27 protein-coding genes are annotated in these 24,401 nt (G+C 61.9%); 25 read left to right on the top strand and 2 right to left on the bottom strand.

The annotated features are described in order from the left end of the window. The first annotated feature begins 61 nt into the window (after positions 1 to 61). The 25 genes from CO731_RS25525 (at position 62) to CO731_RS25405 (ending at position 23,602) form a co-directional block, all read left to right on the top strand. Positions 62 to 466, top strand: coding sequence for a terminase small subunit (locus CO731_RS25525; protein WP_108609401.1), 405 nt, complete (start codon positions 62 to 64; stop codon positions 464 to 466). Next, entirely contained in the window at positions 463 to 1,836 is a 1,374-nt protein-coding gene (locus CO731_RS25520; RefSeq protein ID WP_245439531.1) for a phage terminase large subunit, read from the top strand. Before CO731_RS25525 ends, CO731_RS25520 begins: the two co-directional genes overlap by 4 nt. Then, a complete protein-coding gene (locus CO731_RS25515) occupies positions 1,833 to 2,063 on the top strand; it encodes a hypothetical protein (RefSeq protein ID WP_108609400.1) in 231 nt (76 codons plus the stop codon). The genes CO731_RS25520 and CO731_RS25515 overlap by 4 nt, the downstream gene beginning before the upstream one ends. Positions 2,064 to 2,075: 12 nt before the next feature. Then, positions 2,076 to 2,261, top strand: coding sequence for a hypothetical protein (locus CO731_RS25510; RefSeq protein WP_108606079.1), 186 nt, complete (start codon positions 2,076 to 2,078; stop codon positions 2,259 to 2,261). A 5-nt stretch (positions 2,262 to 2,266) separates the two neighbouring features. Continuing rightward, entirely contained in the window at positions 2,267 to 3,898 is a 1,632-nt protein-coding gene (locus tag CO731_RS25505) for a portal protein (RefSeq protein ID WP_108609399.1), read from the top strand. Next, positions 3,895 to 4,167 carry a hypothetical protein gene (locus CO731_RS25500; RefSeq protein WP_108609398.1) on the top strand — a complete coding sequence of 91 codons (273 nt, stop codon included), beginning with the start codon at positions 3,895 to 3,897 and terminating at the stop codon, positions 4,165 to 4,167. The genes CO731_RS25505 and CO731_RS25500 overlap by 4 nt, the downstream gene beginning before the upstream one ends. Before the next feature lie 3 nt (positions 4,168 to 4,170). Then, on the top strand, positions 4,171 to 5,136 hold the full coding sequence (locus CO731_RS29135; RefSeq protein ID WP_199914521.1) for a hypothetical protein: 966 nt from the start codon (positions 4,171 to 4,173) through the stop codon (positions 5,134 to 5,136). 177 nt (positions 5,137 to 5,313) lie between these two features. Beyond that, positions 5,314 to 6,156 carry a phage capsid protein gene (locus tag CO731_RS25490; protein ID WP_108606076.1) on the top strand — a complete coding sequence of 281 codons (843 nt, stop codon included), beginning with the start codon at positions 5,314 to 5,316 and terminating at the stop codon, positions 6,154 to 6,156. Between the two features lie 13 nt (positions 6,157 to 6,169). After that, positions 6,170 to 6,442: a hypothetical protein gene (locus CO731_RS25485; protein WP_108609396.1), complete on the top strand. Its 273-nt coding sequence runs from the start codon at positions 6,170 to 6,172 to the stop codon at positions 6,440 to 6,442. A gap of 62 nt (positions 6,443 to 6,504) precedes the next feature. Further along, on the top strand, positions 6,505 to 6,936 hold the full coding sequence (locus tag CO731_RS25480; protein ID WP_108609395.1) for a hypothetical protein: 432 nt from the start codon (positions 6,505 to 6,507) through the stop codon (positions 6,934 to 6,936). Positions 6,937 to 6,939: 3 nt separating this feature from the next. After that, positions 6,940 to 7,563: a hypothetical protein gene (locus CO731_RS25475; protein WP_108609394.1), complete on the top strand. Its 624-nt coding sequence runs from the start codon at positions 6,940 to 6,942 to the stop codon at positions 7,561 to 7,563. Next, positions 7,563 to 10,256, top strand: a complete 2,694-nt coding sequence (locus tag CO731_RS25470; protein ID WP_108679484.1) for a hypothetical protein — start codon at positions 7,563 to 7,565, stop codon at positions 10,254 to 10,256. Before CO731_RS25475 ends, CO731_RS25470 begins: the two co-directional genes overlap by 1 nt. After that, a complete protein-coding gene (locus CO731_RS25465; RefSeq protein ID WP_108609392.1) occupies positions 10,253 to 10,612 on the top strand; it encodes a hypothetical protein in 360 nt (119 codons plus the stop codon). Before CO731_RS25470 ends, CO731_RS25465 begins: the two co-directional genes overlap by 4 nt. Further along, positions 10,594 to 11,124 carry a hypothetical protein gene (locus CO731_RS25460; RefSeq protein WP_108609391.1) on the top strand — a complete coding sequence of 177 codons (531 nt, stop codon included), beginning with the start codon at positions 10,594 to 10,596 and terminating at the stop codon, positions 11,122 to 11,124. Before CO731_RS25465 ends, CO731_RS25460 begins: the two co-directional genes overlap by 19 nt. Further along, positions 11,124 to 13,844 (top strand): lytic transglycosylase domain-containing protein, encoded by a 2,721-nt coding sequence (locus tag CO731_RS25455; protein ID WP_108609390.1) that lies wholly within the window; start codon positions 11,124 to 11,126, stop codon positions 13,842 to 13,844. The genes CO731_RS25460 and CO731_RS25455 overlap by 1 nt, the downstream gene beginning before the upstream one ends. Then, the gene (locus CO731_RS25450; RefSeq protein ID WP_159091729.1) at positions 13,831 to 18,075 is read left to right on the top strand and encodes a hypothetical protein; all 4,245 of its coding nucleotides are present in this window, start codon (positions 13,831 to 13,833) and stop codon (positions 18,073 to 18,075) included. Before CO731_RS25455 ends, CO731_RS25450 begins: the two co-directional genes overlap by 14 nt. Positions 18,076 to 18,288: 213 nt before the next feature. Continuing rightward, entirely contained in the window at positions 18,289 to 19,716 is a 1,428-nt protein-coding gene (locus CO731_RS25440) for a hypothetical protein (protein WP_159091728.1), read from the top strand. Next, positions 19,713 to 20,087: a hypothetical protein gene (locus CO731_RS25435; protein WP_108609386.1), complete on the top strand. Its 375-nt coding sequence runs from the start codon at positions 19,713 to 19,715 to the stop codon at positions 20,085 to 20,087. The genes CO731_RS25440 and CO731_RS25435 overlap by 4 nt, the downstream gene beginning before the upstream one ends. A gap of 155 nt (positions 20,088 to 20,242) precedes the next feature. Beyond that, positions 20,243 to 20,938, top strand: coding sequence for a hypothetical protein (locus CO731_RS29130; protein ID WP_199914520.1), 696 nt, complete (start codon positions 20,243 to 20,245; stop codon positions 20,936 to 20,938). A gap of 1 nt (position 20,939) precedes the next feature. Next, complete coding sequence (locus CO731_RS29125; RefSeq protein WP_199914519.1) at positions 20,940 to 21,113, top strand: hypothetical protein; 174 nt, start codon at positions 20,940 to 20,942, stop codon at positions 21,111 to 21,113. A 1-nt stretch (position 21,114) separates the two neighbouring features. Continuing rightward, positions 21,115 to 21,354 (top strand): ABC transporter permease, encoded by a 240-nt coding sequence (locus CO731_RS25425; RefSeq protein ID WP_108609385.1) that lies wholly within the window; start codon positions 21,115 to 21,117, stop codon positions 21,352 to 21,354. After that, positions 21,351 to 21,569, top strand: a complete 219-nt coding sequence (locus tag CO731_RS25420; RefSeq protein WP_108609384.1) for a hypothetical protein — start codon at positions 21,351 to 21,353, stop codon at positions 21,567 to 21,569. The genes CO731_RS25425 and CO731_RS25420 overlap by 4 nt, the downstream gene beginning before the upstream one ends. Next, complete coding sequence (locus tag CO731_RS25415) at positions 21,566 to 21,805, top strand: hypothetical protein (RefSeq protein ID WP_159091727.1); 240 nt, start codon at positions 21,566 to 21,568, stop codon at positions 21,803 to 21,805. The genes CO731_RS25420 and CO731_RS25415 overlap by 4 nt, the downstream gene beginning before the upstream one ends. Before the next feature lie 256 nt (positions 21,806 to 22,061). Next, positions 22,062 to 22,637, top strand: coding sequence for a hypothetical protein (locus CO731_RS25410; RefSeq protein WP_245439529.1), 576 nt, complete (start codon positions 22,062 to 22,064; stop codon positions 22,635 to 22,637). After that, complete coding sequence (locus CO731_RS25405; RefSeq protein ID WP_108610053.1) at positions 22,637 to 23,602, top strand: hypothetical protein; 966 nt, start codon at positions 22,637 to 22,639, stop codon at positions 23,600 to 23,602. Before CO731_RS25410 ends, CO731_RS25405 begins: the two co-directional genes overlap by 1 nt. 47 nt (positions 23,603 to 23,649) lie before the next feature. On the opposite strand, the gene CO731_RS25400 is transcribed toward CO731_RS25405, so the two are convergent. Then, positions 23,650 to 23,919, bottom strand: coding sequence for a hypothetical protein (locus tag CO731_RS25400; RefSeq protein WP_199914518.1), 270 nt, complete (start codon positions 23,917 to 23,919; stop codon positions 23,650 to 23,652). Beyond that, the gene (locus CO731_RS25395) at positions 23,903 to 24,334 is read right to left on the bottom strand and encodes a hypothetical protein (RefSeq protein ID WP_159091726.1); all 432 of its coding nucleotides are present in this window, start codon (positions 24,332 to 24,334) and stop codon (positions 23,903 to 23,905) included. Before CO731_RS25395 ends, CO731_RS25400 begins: the two co-directional genes overlap by 17 nt. Positions 24,335 to 24,401: the final 67 nt, after the last annotated feature.

The raw sequence follows: 24,401 nt of genomic DNA, 5'->3' as shown, positions 1-24,401 counted from the left end.
CTTCTGCCTCAACCCACTGAGCCCTGGCAGGTTCCAATAATGGAGCGCGCTGAGCGAACCAATGTCTGATCTTACTGTCAAGCAGGAGGGGTTCGCACTCGCATATGTCGAGACAGGCAATGCCTCGGAAGCCTATCGGCGCTCGCATGATGTAGGCGCTGACACCAAGCCGGAGACGGTATGGAGCGAGGCAAGCCGACTGCTCGCCAACCCCAAGGTGTCCGCAAGGGTCAAGGAACTTCAGCAGGAAGCCCGCGACCTAACGATGGTGTCCATCGGCACGCTGACGCAAGAGCTGGAAGAAGCCCGCGCGCACGCCATGAAGGATGAGAAAGGCGCCTCTGCTGCCGTGTCCGCGATCATGGGCAAGGCAAAGCTGCACAAGCTGCTCGATGAGGATAAGGCGGGCGGCGTTGGTGTGTCGGTGCAAGTGGTCATTGCAGGCCGGGACGCCTCGATCCTGTGACGTTCAAGCTCAGCGTCAAGCAGGACAAGCAACTCGACCTGATGGGGTCGGCTGCAACCCACGTCATGGCCTATGGCGGGTCGCGCTCGGGCAAGACATTCGGGTTCGTGCGCGGGACGATGATCCGGGCGATGGCCCACAGAAGCCGGCACGCGATGCTTCGCTACCGCTTCAATCACATCAAGGCGTCTATCATCCTCGATACGCTGCCCAAGGTCATGGACCTGTGCTTTCCGGGCACGGCAACTCACTGCCACCTCGATAAGACAGACTGGTTCTACGCTGTCCCGACCAGCGACAGCACGCCTAACAGCGGAGCGGGTCGGTGGTCTGAAATCTGGTTTGGCGGCCTCGACGACAAAGAGCGTACCGAAAAAATCCTCGGGCAAGAATACGCGACGATGTACCTGAACGAGTGCAGCCAGATCCCCTATGCGTCCCGCAACATGGCGATGACGCGCCTGGCGCAGAACACGCCGCTTCGGCTCAAGGCCTACTACGACTGCAACCCGCCAGGCATGGCGCACTGGACGTATCGGCTCTTCATCGAAAAGCGCGATCCTGACCGCAAGTCAGCACTGGCCAACCCCAATAACTTCGCCGCGCTGGTGATGAACCCAGCCGACAACATGGACAATCTGCCGGCGACCTATCTGGAAGAGCTGCAGAACATGGGCGAGGCCATGCGCCGCCGCTTCCTGCTCGGCCAGTTCGCTGATGTCTCCGATAGTGCCCTCTGGACGCTGGAACTGCTCGATCAGCAACGCATCGTCGACGGCAAGGTGCCGGAAATGGTGCGCATCGTCGTCGCAGTCGATCCGTCTGGTGTTGCCGGCGAGGAAGACAAGCGCTCGGATGAGGTCGGCATAGTCGTCTGTGGTCTCGGCAAGGATGGCCGGGGTTACATCCTCGAAGACCTCTCGGGCCGCATGGCTCCTGCTCAATGGGGACAGGCTGTCGTCTCCGCCTATGAGCGGCATGATGCTGACTGTGTGGTGGCAGAAGAGAACTTCGGCGGGGCGATGGTCGCCGAGATTGTCCGCTCGGCCGCTGCCCTCAAGGGCATCACGGTTCCATATCGGGCAGTGAAGGCCAGCCGGGGCAAGGTGGTGCGGGCTGAGCCTGTGTCCGTCCTGTTCGAACAGCAAAAGGTCTCACTGGTCGGCCTGTTCCCTGATCTCGAGGACCAGCTCTGCGCCATGACGACAGCCGGTTATGTCGGCTCTCGCTCACCTGATCGGGCAGACGCGATGATCTGGGGTCTGGCGCACTTGTTCCCCTCGCTAACCCGCCGCGACGATGGCCCGAACGGTCGGTCCTTGCCTCAGGTCACTCTCGGCTACGCCAAACACAAGGGTGGAAGACGATGAACCAGAACACCGCTGGGGCAGTGCTGATGCTCGTCCTGGCCGCTGCCGGCATCGCTTGGAATGAGCCGTTCGCGGTTATGATGGTGGCCGCAACCTGCGCATTGGCGTTCGTCTGCGAGGAACTGTGCGACCTCGAACTCAACGAGGTGGGTGAGACCGTCGCCAAGACGCTTGCGGTTGCCTCGTGGCTGACCACTGCCGTCGCCTTCTTCTCCCTGATGTTCTGAAAGGAGCCTGTCATGGCCAATCTGTTCAAGCCGAAAATGCCGAAGGTCGAGGCTGCGACCCGAATGCCCGATCCTGAAGACCCTGCAATCCTGGCCGAGCGCCGCCGCAAGATTGCTGAGCAGCGCCAGCGTGGCGGGCGCGACAGCACCATCATGTCGGAAAACCTGATGGGATCGACCGGCAAGCTCGGGGCCTAAGCCTGATGGCGCTCTCTCCTGCAATTCAGACTGTCATCGAGAACGGCAATCGCCTGTTCACGGAACGGGTGGGCCTGCTCTGCCTGTGGCAGGAGTTGGCCGAGCACTTCTACTATGAGCGGGCTTCGTTCACGTCGCCGATGACGATGGGGGCTGACTATGCGTCGGGCTCGTTCTCGTCCGATGGTGCTCTGTATCGCCGGGAGATGGGCAACCTGTTCCAGCCGATGATGCGGCCGCAGGACTTCTTCAGCATCAAGGCGCTGGATGATGCCAGGAACAAGGACGGCGATGCGCGTGGTTGGCTGGAATACGCGACCAAGCTGCAGCGCAGTGTCATGTACTCGACGGGAGCACAGCTTTACCGGGCAACGGTGGCAGGCGACCACGACTTCGTGACGTTCGGCCAAGGTGTCGTCGAGGTCTGTGCAGCGCCCGACCGGCGCAACTTGTTCTATCGCAACTGGCATCTGCGCGATTGCGCCTGGTCGCAGGACTTCAAGGGCGCCGTCACCGACATTCACCGGAATGACACGTCGACCCTGAGCAATCTGGTTGCCAAGTTCGGCGACAAGGTTCCCGAAGCCCTCCGCAAGGATGCCGAGAAGAACCCCTACGCCACGGCCAAGGTGCGTCATGTGGTGGTGCCGTCCAACGCCTATGATGTCGGCTACAAGGTGCGCGCCGATCAGCCGTATGTGTCGCTGTGGGTCATGCCCGATCATGGCGAGGTGCTGGAGAACATCCCTCGCACCTATCGCGGCTATGTCATCCCTCGTGGCCTCTCTGTCGACGGCACGCAGTACGGCGCCTCGCCTTTCACCTCCATCGTCCTGGCTGATGGCCGCACGTCGCAGACAATCGAACGGATCTTGCTCGAAGCCGGAGAGAAGGCGGTCGACCCTGCCATGGTCGCCACGCTCGATGCCGTGCGTGGTGATATCGGGCTCTATGCTGGTGGCATCACATGGATCGATGCCGAATATGATGAGCGCTTGGGCGAGGCGCTGCGCCCGGTCAACAGCGACCCCTCTAGCCTCCCGTTCGGACAGGACATGGCGGAACGCTTCGCCATGCGCCAGCGCCTTGGCTTCATGCTGGACAAGATCAGCCTGCCTGAGACCAGCGGCAAGACGGCCTATGAGGTCCGCAAGATTGTCGAGCAGCAGATGCGCTCGCAAATCCCGATCTTCGGACCGATCGAGGCCGAATATTCAGAGCCGCTATGTTCCGAGACGTTCGCAGTGATGCGGTCGCTGGGTGCATTCCCGGCGAACGAAATCCCGCCTTCGCTCCAAGGTGCCGGTGTCGAGTTCTCCTTCAAGTCGCCGATCACCGATCTGGAAGGCGACACGCTTAAGGCAAAGCTCTCGGAAGGCATGGAGATCATATCGGCCGGCGCCAGCTTCGACCCGACCGTGGCCAAGCTCGCCAACCCCATGGAAATCGTCAAGGACATGCTGCGCCGGATCGGCTGGCCGGAAAGCTGGCTGAACGATGAAAAGCGCCTGGCCGCCGCCGTGGAGCAAATGCAGCAGGAACAACAGGCCGCAGCGATGGCCGCTGACGTTGGTGGTGCCGCCGAAGTCGCCAACAAGGCCGCTCCGATGGTCAAGGCGCTGGCGGGTGCCGCATGAGGCGCAACCCCATCGCGCCAGCGGTCTACACGGTGGCCATTGCGGAAGCCGTCAAGGCGGTCGCTGCTGGCAATGCCACGCCTAGTCAGCAGATGGCCTGCATGAACTGGATCATCACCCAAGCAGCCAGCACGTATGACGAGACCTTCGTGCCTGGCGCTCCCGATGCGAGCGACTATCTCGCCGGGCGCCGCAACGTCGGGCTTCAACTGGTCAAGCTGATCAACGTTTCCATCTCCGATCTCAAACCTGACCTCCCGAAAGGATAAGCAATGTCGGAAGACACGCTCGCAGCGGGCGCGGCATCAGCCGAAAACCCCGCTCCTGCACCCGCACCCGCACCGGTGCCTGCCCCAGCGCCTTCGCCGGCCCCGGCAGCACAGCAGCAGCCTAACCCCGAGCCGGCTCCCACCGAAGAGGTCAAGCCGGCCCCAGCCGCCGAACAGGCTGGCCCATGGGGCGACGATTGGCGCGAGAAGCTGGCCAAGGATGACGCCAAGCGCCTGGATCGTCTGAAGCGCTTCGCATCACCGGAGGCACTGCTTCAGGCGCAGGAAGAGGCCCAGCGCAAGATATCCGAAGGCGTGAAGCCGAAGGGCAAGCCCGGCGAGAAGGCAACCGACGAAGAATGGGCGGCCTTCCGCAAGGAGAACAATATCCCCGACAAGGTCGAGGATTACGTCAAGGCCATCGTTCTGCCCGACAAGCGCCAGATCGGCGAAGCTGACCTTCCCGTGGTCAGTGCCTTTGCCGAGCGTGCAATCAAGAGCGGTGTGGCGCCGGCCGATATGTCGGCCATGGTCGACGAATACTACGCCATGCAGGAGGAAGTGCAGTTCCAGCAGGCAGAGCAGGACACTGCCTTCAAGAAAGAGGCCGAGACCACGCTCAAGTCGGAGTGGGGCGGCGACTATGCCGGCAACTTCGCAGCGATGCGGCCCTACTTCGAGAGCGTCGACCCTGAACTGTACGACAATCTGTTCGGCGGTCGCATGGCTGACGGCTCCAAGATCGGCAATCACCCTGCCGTGCTGCGCTTCTTCGCGGCCAAGGCGGTCGCTGAGAACCCCATGGCTACCGTCCTCACGCCTGGCGGCACTGGCCTTCAGACGATACAGGCGGAAATCACTCAGATGGAAACCAGGATGCGGAACGACCGCGTTGCCTGGCACAAGGATGCGGCAGCGCAGGAGCGCTATCGTCAACTGATCACGGCCCGCGACAAGCTCAAGGCCTGATACCTGCCAACCGACGGCCAACCCGCTTAGCGGCTCCGTCTCAGGCACTCCCAACACAAGCCCGAAATCAGCCCCGAAGGGCGACACAGCGGCCCGGAGCAATCCGGACAACCCGCGACGTCGACCAGCGGTCAACCTGCCTACGGCTCCGATCCCTCACATTGAAGGACTGGAACCATGGCCGACACGGCTTTCCAGAAACAGTACCGACAGGAATACATCGCCGGCTTCGAGTCCGGTGAAAGCCCGCTGCGCATGTCGGTGACGACGGAATTTGTGCGCAAGGGCAACACTGCAGAGTTCCTTGTCGCCGATAGCGGCGGCGCGGAAGCATCCACGCGCGGCGTCAACGGTCTGATCCCGGCCCGTGCCGACAACCTCAGCCAGAAGACTGCAACGCTGGTTGAGTGGCACGACCTGGTCCGCAAGACGAGCTTCAACGTGTTCGCCTCGCAGGGCGACCAGAAGCGCATCATGCAGGACACGACGCTGAAGGTGATGAACCGCAAGATCGACGCGGACATCATCACCGAACTGGCGACTGGCACCAACGACACGGGCGCTGCGGCGACCGGCTCGCTGACGCTGGTCACCAAGGCAATCGGCATCCTCGGCCTGGCCAAGGTGCCGGTTCAGGAAATCGACAACATGTGGGGTCTGATTTCCCCGGCCATGTACACGTACTTCATGCGTGACACGACCTTCACCTCTCGCGACTACGTCGACATGGCCCCGCTTGCCGGTGGCCCTCTGAAGCGTGTTCTGCGTTGGGCGGGTGTCAACTGGCTGGTTCACCCGGACGTCCCCGGCGTCGGCACCAATGCCGAGAAGTGCTTTGTCTACCACCGCTCGGCCATTGGCCATGCGTGCGACAAGGACACTCTCGCCTCGGTCGTCGGCTACGACGAAGAGCAGGATTACTCGTACGCACGCACCACGTGCTTCATGGGCTCCGAGCTCCTTCAGAACGGCGGCGTCTGCGTCATCAACCACGATGGCTCTGCCATCGTTGCCTCGTAAGGAGGGCTGACCAGTGGCCTATTCAACCTCGAACCCTCCCAAGCTGATCGGCCAGGGCATCGTTGGCGGTCGTATTTGGAAATACGACAGCGCCGATGCGCTCTCCGACGCTCGTGTCTCGGGCTACTTCACCGACGGCTTCAAGCTCGGCATGCGTGCCGGTGACCTGGTGATCATCACCGACACCGACACTTCGGCCACTTCGCTGACGTTCGTGAATGCCGCCACGGCTTCGGCTGTGGATCTTGCCGACGGCACGGCACTGACGGCGACCGACACCGACTAGCGGTCCGACCAAGACGGCGGGGGCTTCGGCTCCCGCCTTTTCCTTTCAATCTGGAGCTTCCCATGCCCGTTCATGTCAACGGCCTCGCGCTGGCCGAAAGCAAGCGCACGCTCTATCGCATCGTCGCTGGCATCGACGACACGCCCGAGAGCCTGCTCGATCCGAAATACTGGGTGCATGTCGCCCGCCAGTTACGCCCCGATGACCGTATCGAGGTGATTGCATTCGACCGTTCGTGGTTCGCGGAAGTCCTCGTCGTGGAAGTCGGCGCTGGTGGCTTTGGTGGCGCGCGCGTGGCGTTCATCATCGAACCAACCGCACTGTCGAACACGGCCAATATCGACCAGCCTGCCGAGAACGAAGTGCGCTGGGGCGGCCCCAAGTCGAAGTGGCAGGCGGTGCGCATTACCGACAAGAAGGTGCTGCAGGACGGCTTCGAGACCAAGGACGAGGCGGCCGCCTGGATCGCCGAGCGCAGCAAACTGGCGGCCTGATCCATGACCGACCAGCTCAGCCTCTACAACGGCGCCCTGATCCTCCTGGGCCAACCGCGTCTCTCTGCCCTCACTGACGAGGGCAAGGGCCGGCGCGCGCTCGACTTCGCTTATGCGAAGACAGTGAAGGTATGCCTTGAGGCTGGGCTGTGGAACTTCGCAATGCGGTTTCGCAAGGCTGAAACCAGTCCTTCCGTCGACAGCACCATCGGCTTCAAGTTCGTGTTCGATAAGCCCGACGACTGGCTGCGTACCGCGGCAATGACGGTTGACGCGCACGGCCGGCGTCCTCTGCTGGAATACGATGACCGCACCGATTTCTGGCTGGCCGACATCGACACAATCTTCGTCCGCTACATCTCGAGCGATCCTGATTTCGGGCTCGACCTCGGCCGCTGGCCGGAAAGCTTCGTCGCCTACGTCGAGACATCGCTCGCAGTCGCGACGTGCGAGGAAATCACCGGCTCCAATGAGAAGATGGATCGGCTGAGCAAGGCCAAGAAGGAGGCGTGGAAGACCGCTTCCAACCGCGACGTGATGAATGAGCCGGTGACCAAGTTCCCGCCCACCGGTCGCCTTGTCGCCAGCCGTGGCGGCGGTCTCTCTCGTGAACATGGGCGTCGCTGATGCCTAAGACTAACGCCCCCCTGCTTGCCTGGAACCGTGGCATCGTCTCGAAAGCTGCGCTTGCTCGCGTCGACGTCGACCGCATCAGGCTCTCCGCCGAGGTCATGGAAAACTGGCTGCCGAAGACTGCCGGCTCGATGGCTCTTCGGCCTGGCTTCAGCTACCTCGGATCAAGCCGAAACGACGCTTTCGCGATTGACGTGCCATTCGTCGCGGCAACCGACGATACCGCACTGATCGAGTTCGCCAACGGCAAGATGCGGGTCCGCGTCAATGACGTTCTGGTCTCGCGTGTGGCTGTCGCGACCGCGATTTCCAACGGCAACTTTGCAACGTCGACCAACTGGACCGACGCATCAACCAACGGCGGGACGCTGGGCTTCGGCGGCTCGGGGCTGGTCCTCAATGCGGTGAACATTGGAGGGCTCGCAGTCTGCCGGCGACAGATCACTGTGTCGGGCGGCGATGCCAACAAGCGCCATGCCCTCAACATCATTGTCTCGCGTGGCCCTGTGACGTTCCGTTGCGGCTCGACCGCTGGCGACGATGACTACATCGCCGAAACGTCCCTGCGCACCGGGGCGCACAGCCTCGCGTTCACGCCCTCGGGCAGCTTCTGGATCCAGTTCCAGAGCGACCGCGACATCGACCGCTTGGTGTCGTCCATTCAGGTTGCATCTGCTGGCACGATGGAACTTGACGTGCCATGGGCAAGCGCTGATCTGCCCTATGTCCGGTGGGATCAGTCGGCCGACGTCGTCTTCCTCGCCTGCAAGGGCTATCAGCAGCGACGTATCGAACGCCGAGCAACCGACAGCTGGTCGCTCGTGCTCTACCAGCCCAGCAGCGGCCCGTTCTATATCGGCCGTTCGGCTCGTGTGAGGTTGAAGCCCGGAGCGAACGCCGGCAATACGACGCTCCAGTCGGACATCCCGTTTTTCAAGCCCTCGCACGTCGGGGCTTTGTTCCGTCTCTTTCATGGCGGCCGGAGCCAGAAGTTCAAGCTTGGAGCGGAAAGCGCCTTCACTGGTGCCTGGCGCGTGAACGGTGTTGGAGCGGACAACGACTTCAGCATCACCCGGGCTGGGACCTGGGCGGGCACGCTTACCCTTCAGCGATCCTATGACGGTCCCGACCAAGGCTTTATCGACGTCTCTGGTGTCACGTTCACAACCAATGGCACGACCGCCCATGCTCCCGGCGCCACCTTGGACAATGTCATCCAGTGGTATCGGGTCGGCTTCAAGCCGGGTGCCTACACGTCCGGCGCCGCAGAGGTCACGATTGACTATCGAGGCGACGGTGCGCATGGGATTTGTCGGGTGGTTGGCTACAGCTCCCCGACCAGCGCCAACATCGAGATTTTGCAGCCCTTCGCCGTCGGCGAGTTCACCGACGACTGGCAAGAAGGCATCTGGTCCGACCGCCAAGGCTGGCCAAGCGCCGTTTCCCTGCACAAGGGCCGCATCTGGTGGGCCGGCAAGACCCGGTTCATTGGGTCGGTCTCAGACGATTACGAGAACTTCGACCCCAGCTTTGAAGGTGATGCCGGACCTGTGAACCGCACCCTTGGCGCGGGCCCGGTCGACACCATCAACTTCATGCTGTCGCTCGGTCGCCTGATCGTCGGAACGCCTGGCACAGAGTTCTCGATCAAATCCACGTCCATTGATGAGCCGTTGACGCCGCAGAACGCGCAAGCCGGAGATCCTTCAAGCCAGGGGTCACGCCAAGGCGCCAACGCGGCGAAGGTGGACAGCCGAGGTGTCTTCGCTCAGCGCTCAGGCAAGCGCCTGTTCGAGCTGGTCTTTGACACTGACAGCTACGACTACGTGCCGCGCGACCTGACGTTGCTCTGTCCTGACCTGACCGGTAGCGCGAATGTGGTCGGCATTGCCGTCCAGCGTCAGCCGGACACTCGCATTCACGTCTGGCTTGATGATGGAACCGTCGTGCTCCTGACCTATGAGCCGACTGAGGATGTCACCTGCTGGTCGCGCATCCGCATGGCGGACAACGGCGCTGTCGAAAGCGTGTCGGTGCTCCCCGGTGAGGATGAGGACCAAGTCTATTATCGCGTCCGCCGCACCGTGAATGGCCAGACCAAGCGCTATCTCGAAAAGATGGCGATGGAGGCGGACTGCGTCGGTGGCACGATGAACAAGCAGGCCGACAGCTTCGTCATCATCCCCAACGTCACCGGCACCGATGTCACTGGCCTGTCGCACCTCGAAGGCAGGCAGGTGGTCGTGTGGGCTGCGGGGAAGTACCGCGGCGAATACACGGTCACAGGCGGCGGCATTGCGATGACATCGACGGTCACGAACGCCGATGTCATGGTCGGGCTCAAATACCAGGCATTCTACAAGTCGACCAAGCTGGCCTATGCGGCAGCGGCCGGAACCGCGCTCAATCAGATCAAGCGTGTCAACTATGTCGGCGTGATCCTAGGCCTGGCGCACAATGACGGCATCGAGTTCGGCCGGGACTTCGTGAACATGGACAAGCTGCCACGGCTCTATCAGGGCCGTCCTGTCGACCTGGACGAAATCTTCACCGACTACGAAGAGCCGGCAACGCCGTTTCCGGGTGAGTGGAAGCCCGACAGCCGGCTTTGCATGCGGGCAACGGCACCTAAGCCGTGCATGTTGCAGGCCGCGGTGATCACCGTCGAGACGCACGACAAGGCATGACCCCGGAAATCGTCCCGCTCACTCATGAGCATCTAGCCGACTGGTACGGCCAGGAAGGCTATTTGCCGACCGTCAAGGGCATTGCCGGCTTTGTCGACGGCAAGCTGGTCGCCGTGGCCGGCTTCTGGCTGACACAGGGCAAGGTCATCGCCTTTTGCAATCTGCGCGACGAAGCGAGACCGCTCCGCAAGACCATGCACAAGACGGCCATCGACCTGATCGAGACGGCCAAGAAGCAGCACAAGCGCATCATTGCCCGCTGCGATCCTGACGAACCCACCGCCCCGAACTGGCTCCGCCGTCTCGGTTTTCAGCATGAAGAAGGAGACATCTGGTCATGGCAGATCTCGGCCTAAGCGCGATCCTCGGCATGGTCGGCACTGCCGTTTCGGCGGCTGGCACACTTGCAGCGGGCGCGGCGCAGAAGTCCGCTTCCGAATACCAAGCCCAGCAGCTTGAGCAGCAGGCGGCAGAAGAAAAGGCTGCGTCGCAGCGTGAGGCCGCAAAGGTCAAGAAGGAGCGCGACTTCATCTTGTCACGACAGCAGGCCGTCGCCTCGTCGTCCAACCTCGGCGCGCTGGATGAGACCGTCCTCGACCTGGCTGGGGACGTTGTGCAGGAGGGCGCCTATCAGGAAGGCATGATCCGCTATGGCGGCGATGAGCGCGCCAAGGGCCGCCGTGCGCAGGCAGCGGCTTCACGCATGGAAGGCAAGGCCGCGATGACCGGCGCCATGTTCGGCGCGGCCGGCACGCTCATGGATGGCGTGGGGTCATTCTCCAAGGATTGGGGCGCTGGTGCCACCACCAAATACCGGGGCCGGTATAGCGGCTCTTGGGCACAGGCGAATGCCGGGGGATATTACTGATGGCTTTGAAGCTTCCCGGCGCTGAAGAACTCGGCGCGGCGCCTAGCGGTCGTTCTGGCCGCCCTATCGCGTCCTATGACACGTCGGCCATCGGTCGCGGTGTGGCGCAGCTCGGCCAGGGCATGCAGTCGATGGCGGCCGGCATGCGGGCGGGCGAGAAGAAGCGCAAGGCCGAAGTCGACGATCAGCAGAAGTTCGAGACGCACAGCCGCTTTCTGCAGTTCGAGGACGCCCAGAAGAAGGCTTTCGCCGATGCCGTCATCAAGGCACCGGTGGGCGCCGATGGTTTCGAGACCTCGGCAGGCGAGAGCTACTTCAAGGCGGCCAAGGACTTCATAGGCACGGTGCCGGAGGCCCTGCGCCCGGAATACGACCAGCGCCTTTTCGGGCTGGAAAGCGCGATCACCAGCAAGGCGAAGGACTTCTCCGTTGCCGAGAAGGACCGCGTTGCCAAGGTCAAGGTCGACGATGGCCAGAACGTCATCCTTGGCCGGCTGAACGAAAATCCTGATGGGTGGAAGGAGGCCGACGCCGAGGCTGACGCGCTCGCCGCCTCGTCGGGGCGCTCTGCCATCGATGTCGACATTTCGAAGCGAGAGTGGCGCAAGCGGCGCGCGGAAGCGCTATGGACGATTGACGAGCGCCAGAACGGGCCGGAGGCACGAAGCAGGCTCGGCGTCGGCTCATCAGGCGATGCAATCGACGTCGTCGTCAACAAGATCATCGGTGTTGAGAGCGGCGGCAACCCGTCAGCCCGAAACCCGAACTCTACGGCGGCCGGGCTCGGTCAGTTCATAGACTCCACTTGGCTGGCAACTGTCAGGGCGCACCGGCCCGACATCGCTGCCGGCAAGAGCGCCGCCGAGATCATCGCCCTCAAGACCAACGGCCCTCTGGCCAAGGAAATGACTGCGGCGCTGACGCGGGACAATGCCGAGTATCTGACCAACCGCGGCGTGGCGATCACGCCGGGCAATCTTTATCTGGCCCATTTCCTCGGCTCGGCCGGCGCCGTGCAGGTTCTCAAGGCTGACCCGAATGCCCCAATTGGCAGCATCGTCGGACAGGACGTGGTGCGGGCGAATTCGTTCCTCGCAGGCAAGTCGGCCGCCGATACCCGCGCTTGGTCCGACAAGAAGATGGGCGGGGCGAGCGGCGAAGTCGCGCCGCAATATGCCGACCTGTCGTTCGAAGACCGCACCGTCCTCTATGACAAGGCGGTTGCTGCTCAAGAGAAAGCCGACCGCGACGCACAGGTGCAGGTCACCGCGCAGCGCACCGCCTTCAAGGATGCGCTCTCGCTCGGCATTGAGACCGGCGAGGTGGTCAGCGATCAGCAAATCCTAATGGCCAACATCGACGATGGCGACAAGGCCACGCTCCTGAAGGCACTGCGGACCAAGACGAAAGAGGACGGCGACGTCCGCGACCTCGTCACCAAGGTGGTTTCGCAAGACCCCGGCGCGGCCGTGAACGGCTTCGATGCTGATGAGCGCAAGAACGGCGACAAGGCCTACGACGCGATGATGAAGGCATCCACGCCTGAAACCGCACAGGTCATCACCGAAACCTTCGTTCGGTCTACGGGATACATTCCCAAGAGCGTTCAAGCTCAGGTGCGCCAGGGCGTGGCTTCGACCGATCCGGCCCAGTTCGCCGCGGCAATGTCTCAGGCCGATCTTCTGGAGGCGCTGGCCCCGGTCTCGTTCGGTGCCTTCGAGGGCGGAGCCGGTGCGCGCGACAAGCTCGCGATGTTCCGGCACATGGTCAACGACCTGGGCATGGGCGGCGAAGACGCCGCTGCGCGCATCCTGCGCATGACTGACCCAACCGTGAAGGCCAATAAGCAGGTGTTGAAGCCGGAAGCGGACAAGTTCGCCAAGGCTCTGACCCTGTCGGAAGTCACCGATGCCTTTGACCCCAGCATGTTCGCCTCTGAGCCAGGCGCCGGCGTGATCCCCGAGCATGCCAACGGGTTGCTGGCCGAATACCGAGAGATTGCCGAAGAGAAGTTCTACGAGACAGGCGGCGATGCTGGTGCGGCCAAGGCTGCAGCACTTGCCGACCTCAAGACCCGCTGGAACATCAGCGGCGTGTCAGGCTCTGCGAACCTCATGCGCCTGCCTCCCGAGCAGCACTACCCGGCGATTGGCGGCAACTTCGACTATCTGCGCGAAGATGCCATGAAGACGGCCGGCGACTTCGCCGCAAAGCTCGACCGCAAGGTGGACAATGTCGCGATCCTGGCGACCGACAAGACCCGTGCCGACATCGAGGCAGGCCGGCGCCCGCGCTATCGGCTGTTCTACCAGTACCGCGATGGCGATCAGGTGAAGGTTGGCGAGGTGTTCGGCGCTCCGTGGGGTGTCGATGATGCTTCCATCAAGGATCGAAGCGCAAAGGCCTCTGGCGCGGCCAGGGAGCGCTTCCTTGCAGAGCGTGGGCGCAATGACGCGGCCAACACTGCCGAAAGCGCTGGCGAGGCTGCTGCCAACCGTGCGCTCGAAGAGACCGTCGGTCCTGACTGGATGAAAGCACGAGCCGCTGAAGGTGCCCGCGAGCTTGGCCGGTCTGAGGCGGCCACGATCCGTCGCCAGTCGGATGAGAAGCCAGCCGAACCGGAAGCAACCATCGATCCGATGACACTGCCCGACAGCCCGGGCATGGCGCGCAAGCGCACGATCAACAACGCCGTGTGGGGTGATGATGCCGCAAATTGAGTATCCCGGTGACCGCCCGGCGCTGGGCGCCTTTCGTCCGCTCGACATGCAGACGGATGAGCCCGAACTCGATCCTGACACCATGTCGGTGATAGGAGCGGCCTTTCGCCAGGACAACGTCATCGGCTCCGCGCTGAACAACAAGATGTCCGGCATTGACCGGGCATCGCGTGAGGATGGCTTTTCGGGCGATGTGCTCTGGGGCGAAATTCAGGGCACGCGCTACGAGCCGCATTGGCAGCGTTTCGCCGACGTCTTCAATCGCAAGGCCTTCACTGCCCTGAAAGGCCAGATCGACATGGAGCAAGAGGACCGCCGCATCCTCGACGCCGGGGGGCTGACCTCGATTGCGGCACAGTTCGGTGCCGCCGTTGTGGATCTTCCGTCCCTGATCCCTGGTGGCGCCTTGGTGCGTGGTGCCACGACCGGCGCGACCATCGCACGTTCTGCGGTCTCGACGGGCATTGCCGGCGCGCTCGGCGCGGGCGTGTCCGAGATAGCATTGCAGGCCACGCAGGAAACCCGCCCGCTGGCCGAAAGCGCCCTGTCGTTGGGTGCAGGCGCGGTGCTCGGTGCGTTGCTCGGCTCCGGTGCCGGGGCGCTGTTCTCTGCCGCTGAGCGCAAGGCCGCGTTCGCTACTGTCGACCGTGCCATGGCCGGCAGTGATGACGGCGGAGAGGCAATGGCCGAGTTCCGATCTGGCCTGGCTGAAGGTCAGAGCGCGGGTGCTGCTGCAGTGGAGCGCCCGGTGCTGGAAGATTACGACATTGCCGGCGGCGCCAAGGGTGTCGGCCTGGCTACGGCCCGGCTCAACCCGCTGCTGCGTGCTGCGCATAGCCCGTCTGCCGTGCATCGATCGATCATGGCCGACATGGCGGAAACCGGCTTCTATCTCGAAAAGAATGTGCGCGGTGAAGGCAACCTCGCCGTCGAAAGCGCCGTGAAATATTGGGACCGTGGCGCGCTGACCAAGGGCCTGACCGACATGCGCGGCATCTACGACGAAGCACGCAAGGCTCCCGACTTCAACATGACCCGGGAGGAATTCAGGACCGCTGTCAGCAAGGCCATGCGTCGGGGTGACGTCGGCGAAAACGACGCCGTGTCGAAAGCTGCGGTTGCCTGGCGCTCATCGCTGTTCGATCCTCTGAAGGAGCAGGCTATCGAGGCCGGGCTCCTGCCGCCCGACGTGAACGTCAAAACGGCGACGTCATACCTGACACGCCTCTGGAACGCGCCGCGGCTGAATGCCGGCGAAGCCCGGTTCAAGGCTATCGTGAAGCCATGGATCGACGAGCAGCTTTCGCACCTCGAATTCAAGGCCGACGAGATCAGGATCGGCAACAAGATTGTCGATGCCGATAAGCAGCGCGAGGCACTGACAAAGGCGACCGACCGTCTCGACAGCTTCGAAGAGCGGCTGAATGAGCGTCGGGGTATCCGCGACCGCAAGAACACTTCCCTGGAAGGGCTGCGCAAGACGCGCCTCGATGTGATGAAGACGCGCGCGCCGGCCGATCTGGTGAAGCGCCTTCGGAACATGGACGAAAGCGCCGTCATGGTCGACGCCGTGAAGGAGGTCCGCAAGGCCGAACGGTCTGCAGGTCGCAAGCAATCCTATGGCGAGCGCTTCCCGGTCCTGGCGCTGATCCGTAGCAAGGGCGGCGTTCGCGTTGGGTCGAAGCTCGACGGCGAATTGCGCACCATGGACGTCACGCCGAAGACGCATCCCGGCCTATTCAAGAAGGACGGCGGCATCGGTGATGTCGACAACTTCGTTCAGGCCGAAGACGCCATGTTTGCCCGCCTGCCAGGCGATGGCTCCGACTACGTGGACCCGCGCGCGATCATCGAGGCGATCCGAGATGAACTCGGCGGCGCACCGCTGCGCACGGCGGACGAAGAGGCTGCGGCCGAACTGCTCGACAATCTCGACAAGACGGCAGCGAAGTGGCTGGAAGACGTGGGCCTGTCGCCGAATGTATCGGTCAAGGAGGTTCGCGACTTCATCGACCGTGTCATGGGCGCCGAGGGCAACCTCGAAGGGCTGGACAGCCGGATTTCGCGGCTGGAACGCGAGTTGGGCGAATTTGACACGGCCAGCGACAAGATCATCAACGAGCGCGACATCTCGGCAATGGACGCCCGCACGCTCAGCGAAGGCCTGACTAATCTGGAACTCGAGCTTGATGCCGTGCGCGACCTCGCCAACGCCTCACCTCGTGTCAGCCTGGTCGTCGACTATGCCAGCACCAAGCGCGACCTGTTCAAGGCGAAGCTCTCCGAACGCTCCCTGCGCAAGCGTGTCGATGCGCTGAAGCGTATGGAGGCGGAAGGCCAGGCGAACGACAGCATCCTTGCCGAACTCGCTGCCAAGTCGGTGGATCTCGACCGCATGCAGGCCAGCATCGCCGGGCTCAAGCTGAAGGCCGACAAGCTCGAACCGATGGTGCCGGTCGTCAAACAGGAAATCCCTGAATTCCTGTCCCCAGACGATAGGGCCGACTATGTGAAGGGGATCGTCGACGACATCTTCTCGCAACTCACCGGTCGCGCCAATCAGGGCATGCCGTCCTATGACATGACCATGTCGGCGCGCGGGCCGCTGAAGGAACGTACCTTCAACATTCCCGATCACCTCGTCGAAGACTTCCTTGAGCACGACATCGAGTTGATCGGGCGCCGCTATGCGCGGGTCATGGCGGCCGACGTCGAACTGACGCGCATGGACAAGCGCCTCGGCGGGCCCGGCAAGCCCACCCTGCAAGGCCAGTTGAGCCGGCTGGAAGAGGATTACCGCCTCCTGCGCGAACAGGTGCAGGCGTCCGATCTGGACGAGGTCGGCAAGACCAAGGCGCTCGACCGGCTTACCAAGCAGGAACGGAGCGACGTTGAAGACCTGGCCGGCGTCCGCGATCTGCTCCGCGGTCAATATAAGCTCGACAGCCAGCACACGAACTTTGCCCGTGTCCTTCGCACTGCCGGGACGTTCAACTTCATCCGGCAACTCGGCGGCGTGCTGATTTCGTCGCTGACGGATGCCGTACGGCCTGCGATGGTGCATGGCCTTGGGCGGTACATGGGCGAAGGCATCGCCCCGCTGATCACCAATCTCGATGCGATCAAGCTTTCGGTCGCCGATGCCAAGCTGATGGGAGCCGTGACCGAGCGGACATTGCAGTCGCGCATCGCGACCATGGCCGAGCTTGCCGACCCCTATGCGATGAACTCGCCATTCGAGCGGCTGATCGACAATATGGGCGCCACGTTCTCACGCATGACGCTGCTGCCGTTCTGGAACGACATGCACAAGGCGGTTGCCTCTGTGCTGGTGCAGAACCGTATCATCAAGAACGTGAAGGCCGGCGACTATGCCAAGCTGGCGGATGATGAGCGCCGCTACATGGGCTTCCTCGGCATCGACGAGTTCATGGCCGAGCGGATCGCCAGGCAGTTCGACCAGTTCGGCCAGGTCGAAGGCAACGTCCACATTCCCGGCATCGAACGTTGGGACGATGAGGGTGCGCGCCGCGCCTTTGCCGGCGGTCTCAACAAAGACGTCGACAGCGTCATCGTCACCAAGAGCGTGGCGGACGTGCCGCTGTTCGCCCACACCCCGCCCGGTCGTGCGCTGCTCCAGTTCAAGAGCTTTGCCATTGCGTCCAACCAGCGCGTGTTGATGCGCGGATTGCAGGAAGGCCCCGGCTCGTTTGTCACGGGCACGGTCGGGATGTCAGCCCTCGGGATGGCAGCCTACTGGTTCAAGCAAGTGGAATCCAACCGTCCGCTGTCAAACAACCCGGGCACCTGGGTCGCCGAGGGCTTGGAGCGGTCGGGCATTCTTTCGGTAGGGATGGAAATCAACAATGTGTTTGAGAAGATGGGCGGGCCAGGTTTCTTTAATTTGGCTTCGATGGCTGGGCAGGTTGCAGTTCCGGGCTCGGATGGTCGGCAACCGGCATCACGCTATGCAAACAGGGATGCCTTCGGCTCGCTTCTTGGATCATCGTTCCAGCTTGGAACCGACGCCGCACAGCTGCTTGGCATCCCGGCTCGGGGCATGGCTGGCGATTTAGATCTAGCGCCCGCCGATGTCGGGCGAGCTGCGGGCATGATCCCGTTTTACACCCTACCGTATTGGCGCTGGATCCTTGAAGGCGGCTTCGATCTCGAAGAGCGCACCGGTCTGCCGGGTGTCGAGCCGGCTCTGAAAAAACTGGTCGACAACTAGCTGCAATCGTCCACCAACGTCATCCCACGCGGGCCGCAAGCGCCGTCCGGCCCCCATTTCGACGACATCAAGCCAGTCGCGCTAGCGACCATCAAAAGAACGATCACAGCCAGAAACGTGCCCAAGAAGATGTAGCCCCACGGTGCTGCATCCTTGAGATGCAGCCAAGCCAATTCAACTTTCCCCGCACTTTTCCCCATGGAGGTCCCACCCGTGGCAACGATCTATTCTGACCAGATTACTGGCTATGGCGAAACGGTAGCATATAAAGCGCCGTGCCGTGTAGCCACCACCGCCAACATCGCCTTGTCAGGGTTACTGACGGTCGATGGTATGGTGCTCGTCGCCGATGATCGGGTGCTGGTGAAGAACCAGACCGCGCCTTCCGAGAACGGCATCTGGATCGCCAACTCGGGAGCTTGGACGCGCGCTCGCGACTTCGACAGCAAGCGCGACATTGCCCGGGGAACTCGGACCAACGTCACCGACGGGACGGTCAATGGCGGTCGGGAGTATCGAATCCTTGGCAACAACCCCATCATCGTCGGCACGGACGCGATCACGATCAGCGAGACGCTTTCCAGTGACAGCGGGAGCAACGCGGCGGCAGCTCAGGCGGCGGCCGATTTGGCGCAGGCTGTACTTATAAACCCGAACTTCGTTGCGGTCGCGGGGATCGCTGATGAAATAGCGACGGTTGCCGGGCTCGCCCCTGACATCCCCGGCATCCCTGCGAATGTGACTGCAGCACAATTGGCCGAGACGAACGCTCAGAAATGGGCGACGAACCCCGAGGACGTTGAGGTAACCCCCGGGCTCTTCTCGGCCTTCCACTGGTATCGCAAGTCTTTGGCTATCTGGACGAACCTGACCAACACCGTGGCTGGGTGGATACACGGGTCCGGCACCAAGACCGCCCTGGTGGATGCTGACGAGTTCGGCATAGCGGACAGTGCATGGTCCTGGACTCTGTCGAAGGTGACTTGGGCCAGCATCAAGTCGAGCATTGCGTCTGCCGCGATGACGTTCACCAACAAGACGCTGACCAGCCCAACGGTCACCACCCCGACACTGACCCTGAAACAGGGCGCAGCAGCAGCGCCAACGGTGTCAGGCGATATCCAGCTTGATACCACCACGGAAGCCCTCGTGATCGGCGACGGCGCTGCGCCGAGTGTGTTCCCTAGGCTCCCCACATCGGTGGCCGCAGGCGATATCTTCTACGCCACCGCTGCTCGGACGTTGGCCAGGTTGGCGAAGGGGACCGGGCTGCAATCGCTGATCATGAACCCCGGCGCGACCGCCCCGCAGTGGGCTACGCCGACCTTTGCCAAGCCTATGTACGAGAGCGGGCTTAGCGCAATTACGAGCGCGGGCACGCTTACCCTTGCGCATGGACTTGGGGATATCCCGACTTTCATCTACCCGTACTTTATCTGCGTGACGGCGTCCCAAGGCTACGCGGTTGGCGACATCATTCCAATGAACGTAGCCCGGTTTGTCATCGTACCGGATGCAACGAACCTGTTTATCCGGTTCGAAAACACCACCGCATCTTACGGCTACTACAACAAGTCTACTGGCGCTTTCGGCAATCTCGTCGCGGCGAGCTGGAACTTTGGAGTGAGGGCAGGACTATGACAAAGTACTTTGTCAATGATCAGGGCGTTTATGTCGGCGGCTTCGAGGGGGCGACCCCTCCCGCTGGTTCGATTGAAGTGCCTACCGCACCGGAACATGCGAGCCAGACTTGGGATTTCATACTCCAAGCGTGGAGCGCGCCACCCGCACCCGTCATCGTCCTGTACCCGGTGGACCTCTGGTCGCGCCTGACGAATGCCGAAGCCGACCAAGTGGAAGCCGCCATGGCTACGCAGCCGGTGCGGGTCCAGAACATTTTCAGGTCCGCGTCGTCGTACCGGAGCGACCATGAGCTTTGGCCGCTTCTGGAAAGTGTAGCGACCGGCCTCTTCGGGGCGGCGCGAGCGCGCGAAATCCTCGCTGCTTCATAAGCCTACGAGATCACAAGCCACAAGATCGTCGACATCGCCGCGATGACGACGATCCAATAGTACCAGTCCTGCCAACTCATAGGCGAGAGCGGTCGCATAGCGATCCGCGCCTCCCGCGCGCCGCTCCATTTTACTCTCAAGCTGAAGGAAATCCCATGGACCGTAGCAAGTTCTACGCGGCCTTACGCGCGCGCTCATCTGGCGTGTTCGGCACGTCGCTCACACAGGCCCAGGTCGACGGCACCGAGCGCATTCTCGATGAGGCGCAGCGCCGCGGCACGCCCTTGCCGCATCTCGCCTACATCCTGTCGACCGCCTACCACGAGACGGCGCACTCCATGCAGCCAATCCGCGAGAAGGGTGGCGAAAACTACCTGCGGCGCAAACCCTATTACCCATGGGTTGGCGAGGGGCTGGTGCAAGTCACCTGGGAGACCAATCACCGCAAATTCGGCGCCTCCGCACCGGGCCAGCTGATGACCTGGCCCATTGCCCTGAAGGCCATCTTCGACGGCATGACCAAGGGCATGTTCACCGGCAAGAAGCTGGACGACTACATCAAAGGCGACCGCTGCGACTACGTCGGCGCTCGCCGCATCGTCAACGGCACCGACCGCGACGACGATCTGGCGAGATATGCCAAGACCTTCGAAACCGCCCTGCGGGCGGCTGGCTACATCGGCCAGGCGCCGAAGACGCTCACCATCCCCGAGCCAAAGCCTGCATCCCCTCCGCCCGAGCTCGCACCGCAGGTGTCGGCGCATCCGGCCGAACCCGCCAAGGGCCTGGCCTACTTCCTGCAACTCATCGGCAAGGCGATTGCCGCGCTCTTCTCGAAAAAAGGACACTGACATGCGCAAGTATGCGAAATTCTTAGTCGCGGCGTTCGGCATCGGTACTTTGATCGGGCTGCGGCATTTCGAGATTGATATCCCGGGTCTCGATGCCGTTGTGCGCGACCTGATCGTCGGCGCGCTGGTTGCCGGTGGCGTCTATCAGATCCCCAACCAGTCGGCGGATCAGTGACATGACAGCGCTGCTCCTTTCGTTCCTCTCCAACCCGACGCTGCTGGCTATCATGGCCGGCATCCTTGGCGCTCTCGGCTGGGGTTTCAAGCAGCGGCTCACCGGTGCGCGGCTCGAGCGCGAGAAGCGCGCCGCCGAGGAAGCCAAGGCCCGCGACATCCGCGACGAGGTGCAGAACGACGTCGGCGCCATGCCTGCCGATCAGGTGCGCGCCGAACTCGCCAAGAGGGCAAGGCAATGACGCGTCGGCTCGCCGACATCATCACCCGTATCCTGTTGCTGATAGTCGTCCTGACCGGCTTGGCGGCATGCACGACGGCGAGGGGCAGCTTCTGCGAACTCGCGCCGGATCTGCGCTACTCGCAGGCGGTCTATGACGCCATGAACGATGCCGAAGCGGCTCGGCATCTCGCTTACCTGAAAACGGGGGAACGAATTTGCGGATGGAAGAAATGAGCGAGCCCGCTGAACGAATGGTCGAACTCCCGACCAAGACGCGCGAATTCCTCTCCGACCTCAGCCCAGAAGATATCGCCACCATCAAGAACGGGCTCCCGATCATCCGCATGATCATCGGCTTCGGGAAGGTGACGAAGTGGCTGGCGATCACATCGCTCGGCCTTCTGGTCGGCACCGTCATGCTGTGGGAGACGGTTCAGAAAATCATTGGATGGTTCAAGCCGCCGCCATAAGGCACCTGCGTCATACAAGTACCCTCAAGGTGTTGCCATGACGGCACACCTTTCAGGTGTTCGTGTCATGCGAATACCTTAGCCCCGTTGCCGCAAGGTGGCGGGGTTTTGCCATCTGAAACAGTTCGTGCAAATTTTGCACATACTGACCCGCTCTCAAGCTCTCCGCCGTCCTGTGGTTCCACGCTAGCGGCAACCTTGTCAGTGGAAACTTCACCAATTCGCGCTACTGTGAGAGTTGGGCTGGGGGAGGGTGATGGCGTTACCGGGTTTTATGACAAGCGGTCTATTGCCGCCAATTGCGGGCGTTGATGAAGTCGACAAGGACCGGTCGCCCTATATCATTACCATGGCAGACCTCGTGAATGCGCTGGGAACCACACCGCGCCGACAGAAGTTGTTGCGAAACCTGTTGGCGTATCGAGCGCTTATGTATGACCACGGATATGTCGCCGGCATTCAGTTTTTGGACGGGAGCTTCGTCGAGGATGTCGAGCGGCACAGCGGCCGAGAGCCGGGCGATATAGACGTGTTTTCGCTCCTGAGCATCCCGCAACGTTACGTTCAAAGCCCAGCGACATGGAATCCAGATGGCTTCAATTTCTGGGCTGGCGAAATTCAGAACCAGCCGCTCAATAAGAGCCGCTTTGAACTCGACACCTACGCAGTGCTAATCGAAGACATGCCATTCGTGCACCTCGTTAAGGACGTAATGTATTGGTACAGTCTCTTTTCGCACCAAAAGCTGACCTTCGCTTGGAAGGGGTTCGTGGCGGTCCTTCTTGACCAGGGGCAGGATGCGGATGCGCTGTTGGCGTTGGGAAGTCAATGATGGCAAAGCTCCTGACAATCGAAGCGCTTCAATCGGATCTGGCCTTTGTGCAGCGCCAGCTTGAAACTTTACCGCCCAGCCCATGGGGAACAGCCCGGCTCATGTGGGAGCAACGGGCAGATGAAATCAGCCGACAAATGGAACTGCTTCGCGGCGCTTCACCGACAACTGCCAGCGTGGCATTGGTGTTCGACGGCATCCCTGTCATCGGCCAAAATGACATTCGGCTCGATTTCTCATCGGACGCGCTGGGCAGCTTCCAGAAGATTGTTACCGCATCTCTTGCGACGCTGAATGACCAGGCGGTCGCGACCAAGGGGAAGGTGAAAGGTGCAAAACAATCCAAGCTCTATATCCGCGATATTGTCCGCGGGTCTATGGGGTTTCTGTTGGAAGAACTCTCGCCACCTCAAGCCGACATGTTGGAGACGCCACTGAAATCGGCGGTCGATCGAGCCACTGTCTTTATTTCGTCTCTGAACACAGCGACGGAGGAACAGTTTGCAGAGGTAGTAGACACTGCGTCACCCCGGCTTGTCGGTGCCGTTCAGAAGTTTGCGAAGGTCTTAAAGGGTGCTGGTGCTACCGCAAAAATCGTCGGAGACGACAAGCGGGTCGAATTGAGCCTTGAAGACGTGAACCGGCTCAATGAGCGCTTTACCACCGTGACAGTGAACGAGGAAAACGCAACGCTTGATGCCGTTCTCTTGGGAGTGCTGCCTGACTCTCATACCTTCGAACTCGAAGTTGAAGGACAGGAAGGCGTTCTTAAAGGAACGGCCACTGACGACTTGGTCGAAAAGTATGTCGCCGACCACCAGTTCAAAGACCAGCTTTTGCTGAAACCGGTCAGAGCGACCGTGGTCTACAGCCGCATCTATCGAAGTGGGAACTTACTCCGTGAGCAAATCACACTCGAAAATCTTGAGCCGCGCGTGGTCCCGGAGAATTTTGGACGCTTCTAAACGTGCCTTTCAAACTCGCCCCGTCGCCGAAAGGTGGCGGGGCTTTTTCATTCCATGTCGGGGACGCTGCCGGCCTGATAAAGAATCGTCGGCTCGCCGTATTCGCCGATAGCCGGGTCGGCTTCGCGGCTCCAGGCGATGACGCCTTCGTGCTCGCTCTCGATCATCTTGGCCAAGCGCTTGGCTGCATCCTCGCTCTGCATCTGGCGGGGATCAAACGCCGGAATCAGATCGCCATCTTCGTCGCGGTTGAACGCGGCGACGACAATCAGCTTGGGCTTCTTCTGCTCGGGCAGAACGTTACCTGTTCTCGACATGAGGATCAGCCTTTACGTACCTGCGGAGCTTCCAATCGTAAGAGCTGCCTTCCGGTGTCGTCAACTGACGCTTCTTGGGTCGGGGTGGAGCCATGTCTTCAAGGGTATGTGTGTCATGCACATACCTTGGCGTTGCCGCTTCCTGCTGACGCTTCGCCTTGCGGATCCTCGGCAAGTCCTCGGTGTGGGTCTTCACCTGGGCGCATTCGTAGTGGGCTGGCCCGCAGTTGGTGTTCGTGTCGGCTCCGAGCAGGGCAAGCGCTCGCTTGTGCTCGACGATCCAGCGGTCGTTGTGGCGGTGGATCAGACGCTCGCAGATGCAGCAGGGCGCCACGTTGTGGCCGGTGCAGTTTTCCGAAAAGATGTGCTGCCGGCGTTTTTCGGTCATTCGCTGACGTGGGGTGTTCGCAGTCATCACTCACAACCCCCATCGTCGGCGGTGAGTATTTGGTGAGTGAGCCTTGCGGCGAACATCTCAAAAG

The organism is Aminobacter sp. MSH1 (genome assembly GCF_003071665.1).
In the GTDB taxonomy this organism is placed as follows: domain Bacteria; phylum Pseudomonadota; class Alphaproteobacteria; order Rhizobiales; family Rhizobiaceae; genus Aminobacter; species Aminobacter niigataensis.
The sequence above is the reverse complement of the archived record's forward strand: the minus strand, read 5'-3'. Positions and strand labels throughout refer to the sequence as shown.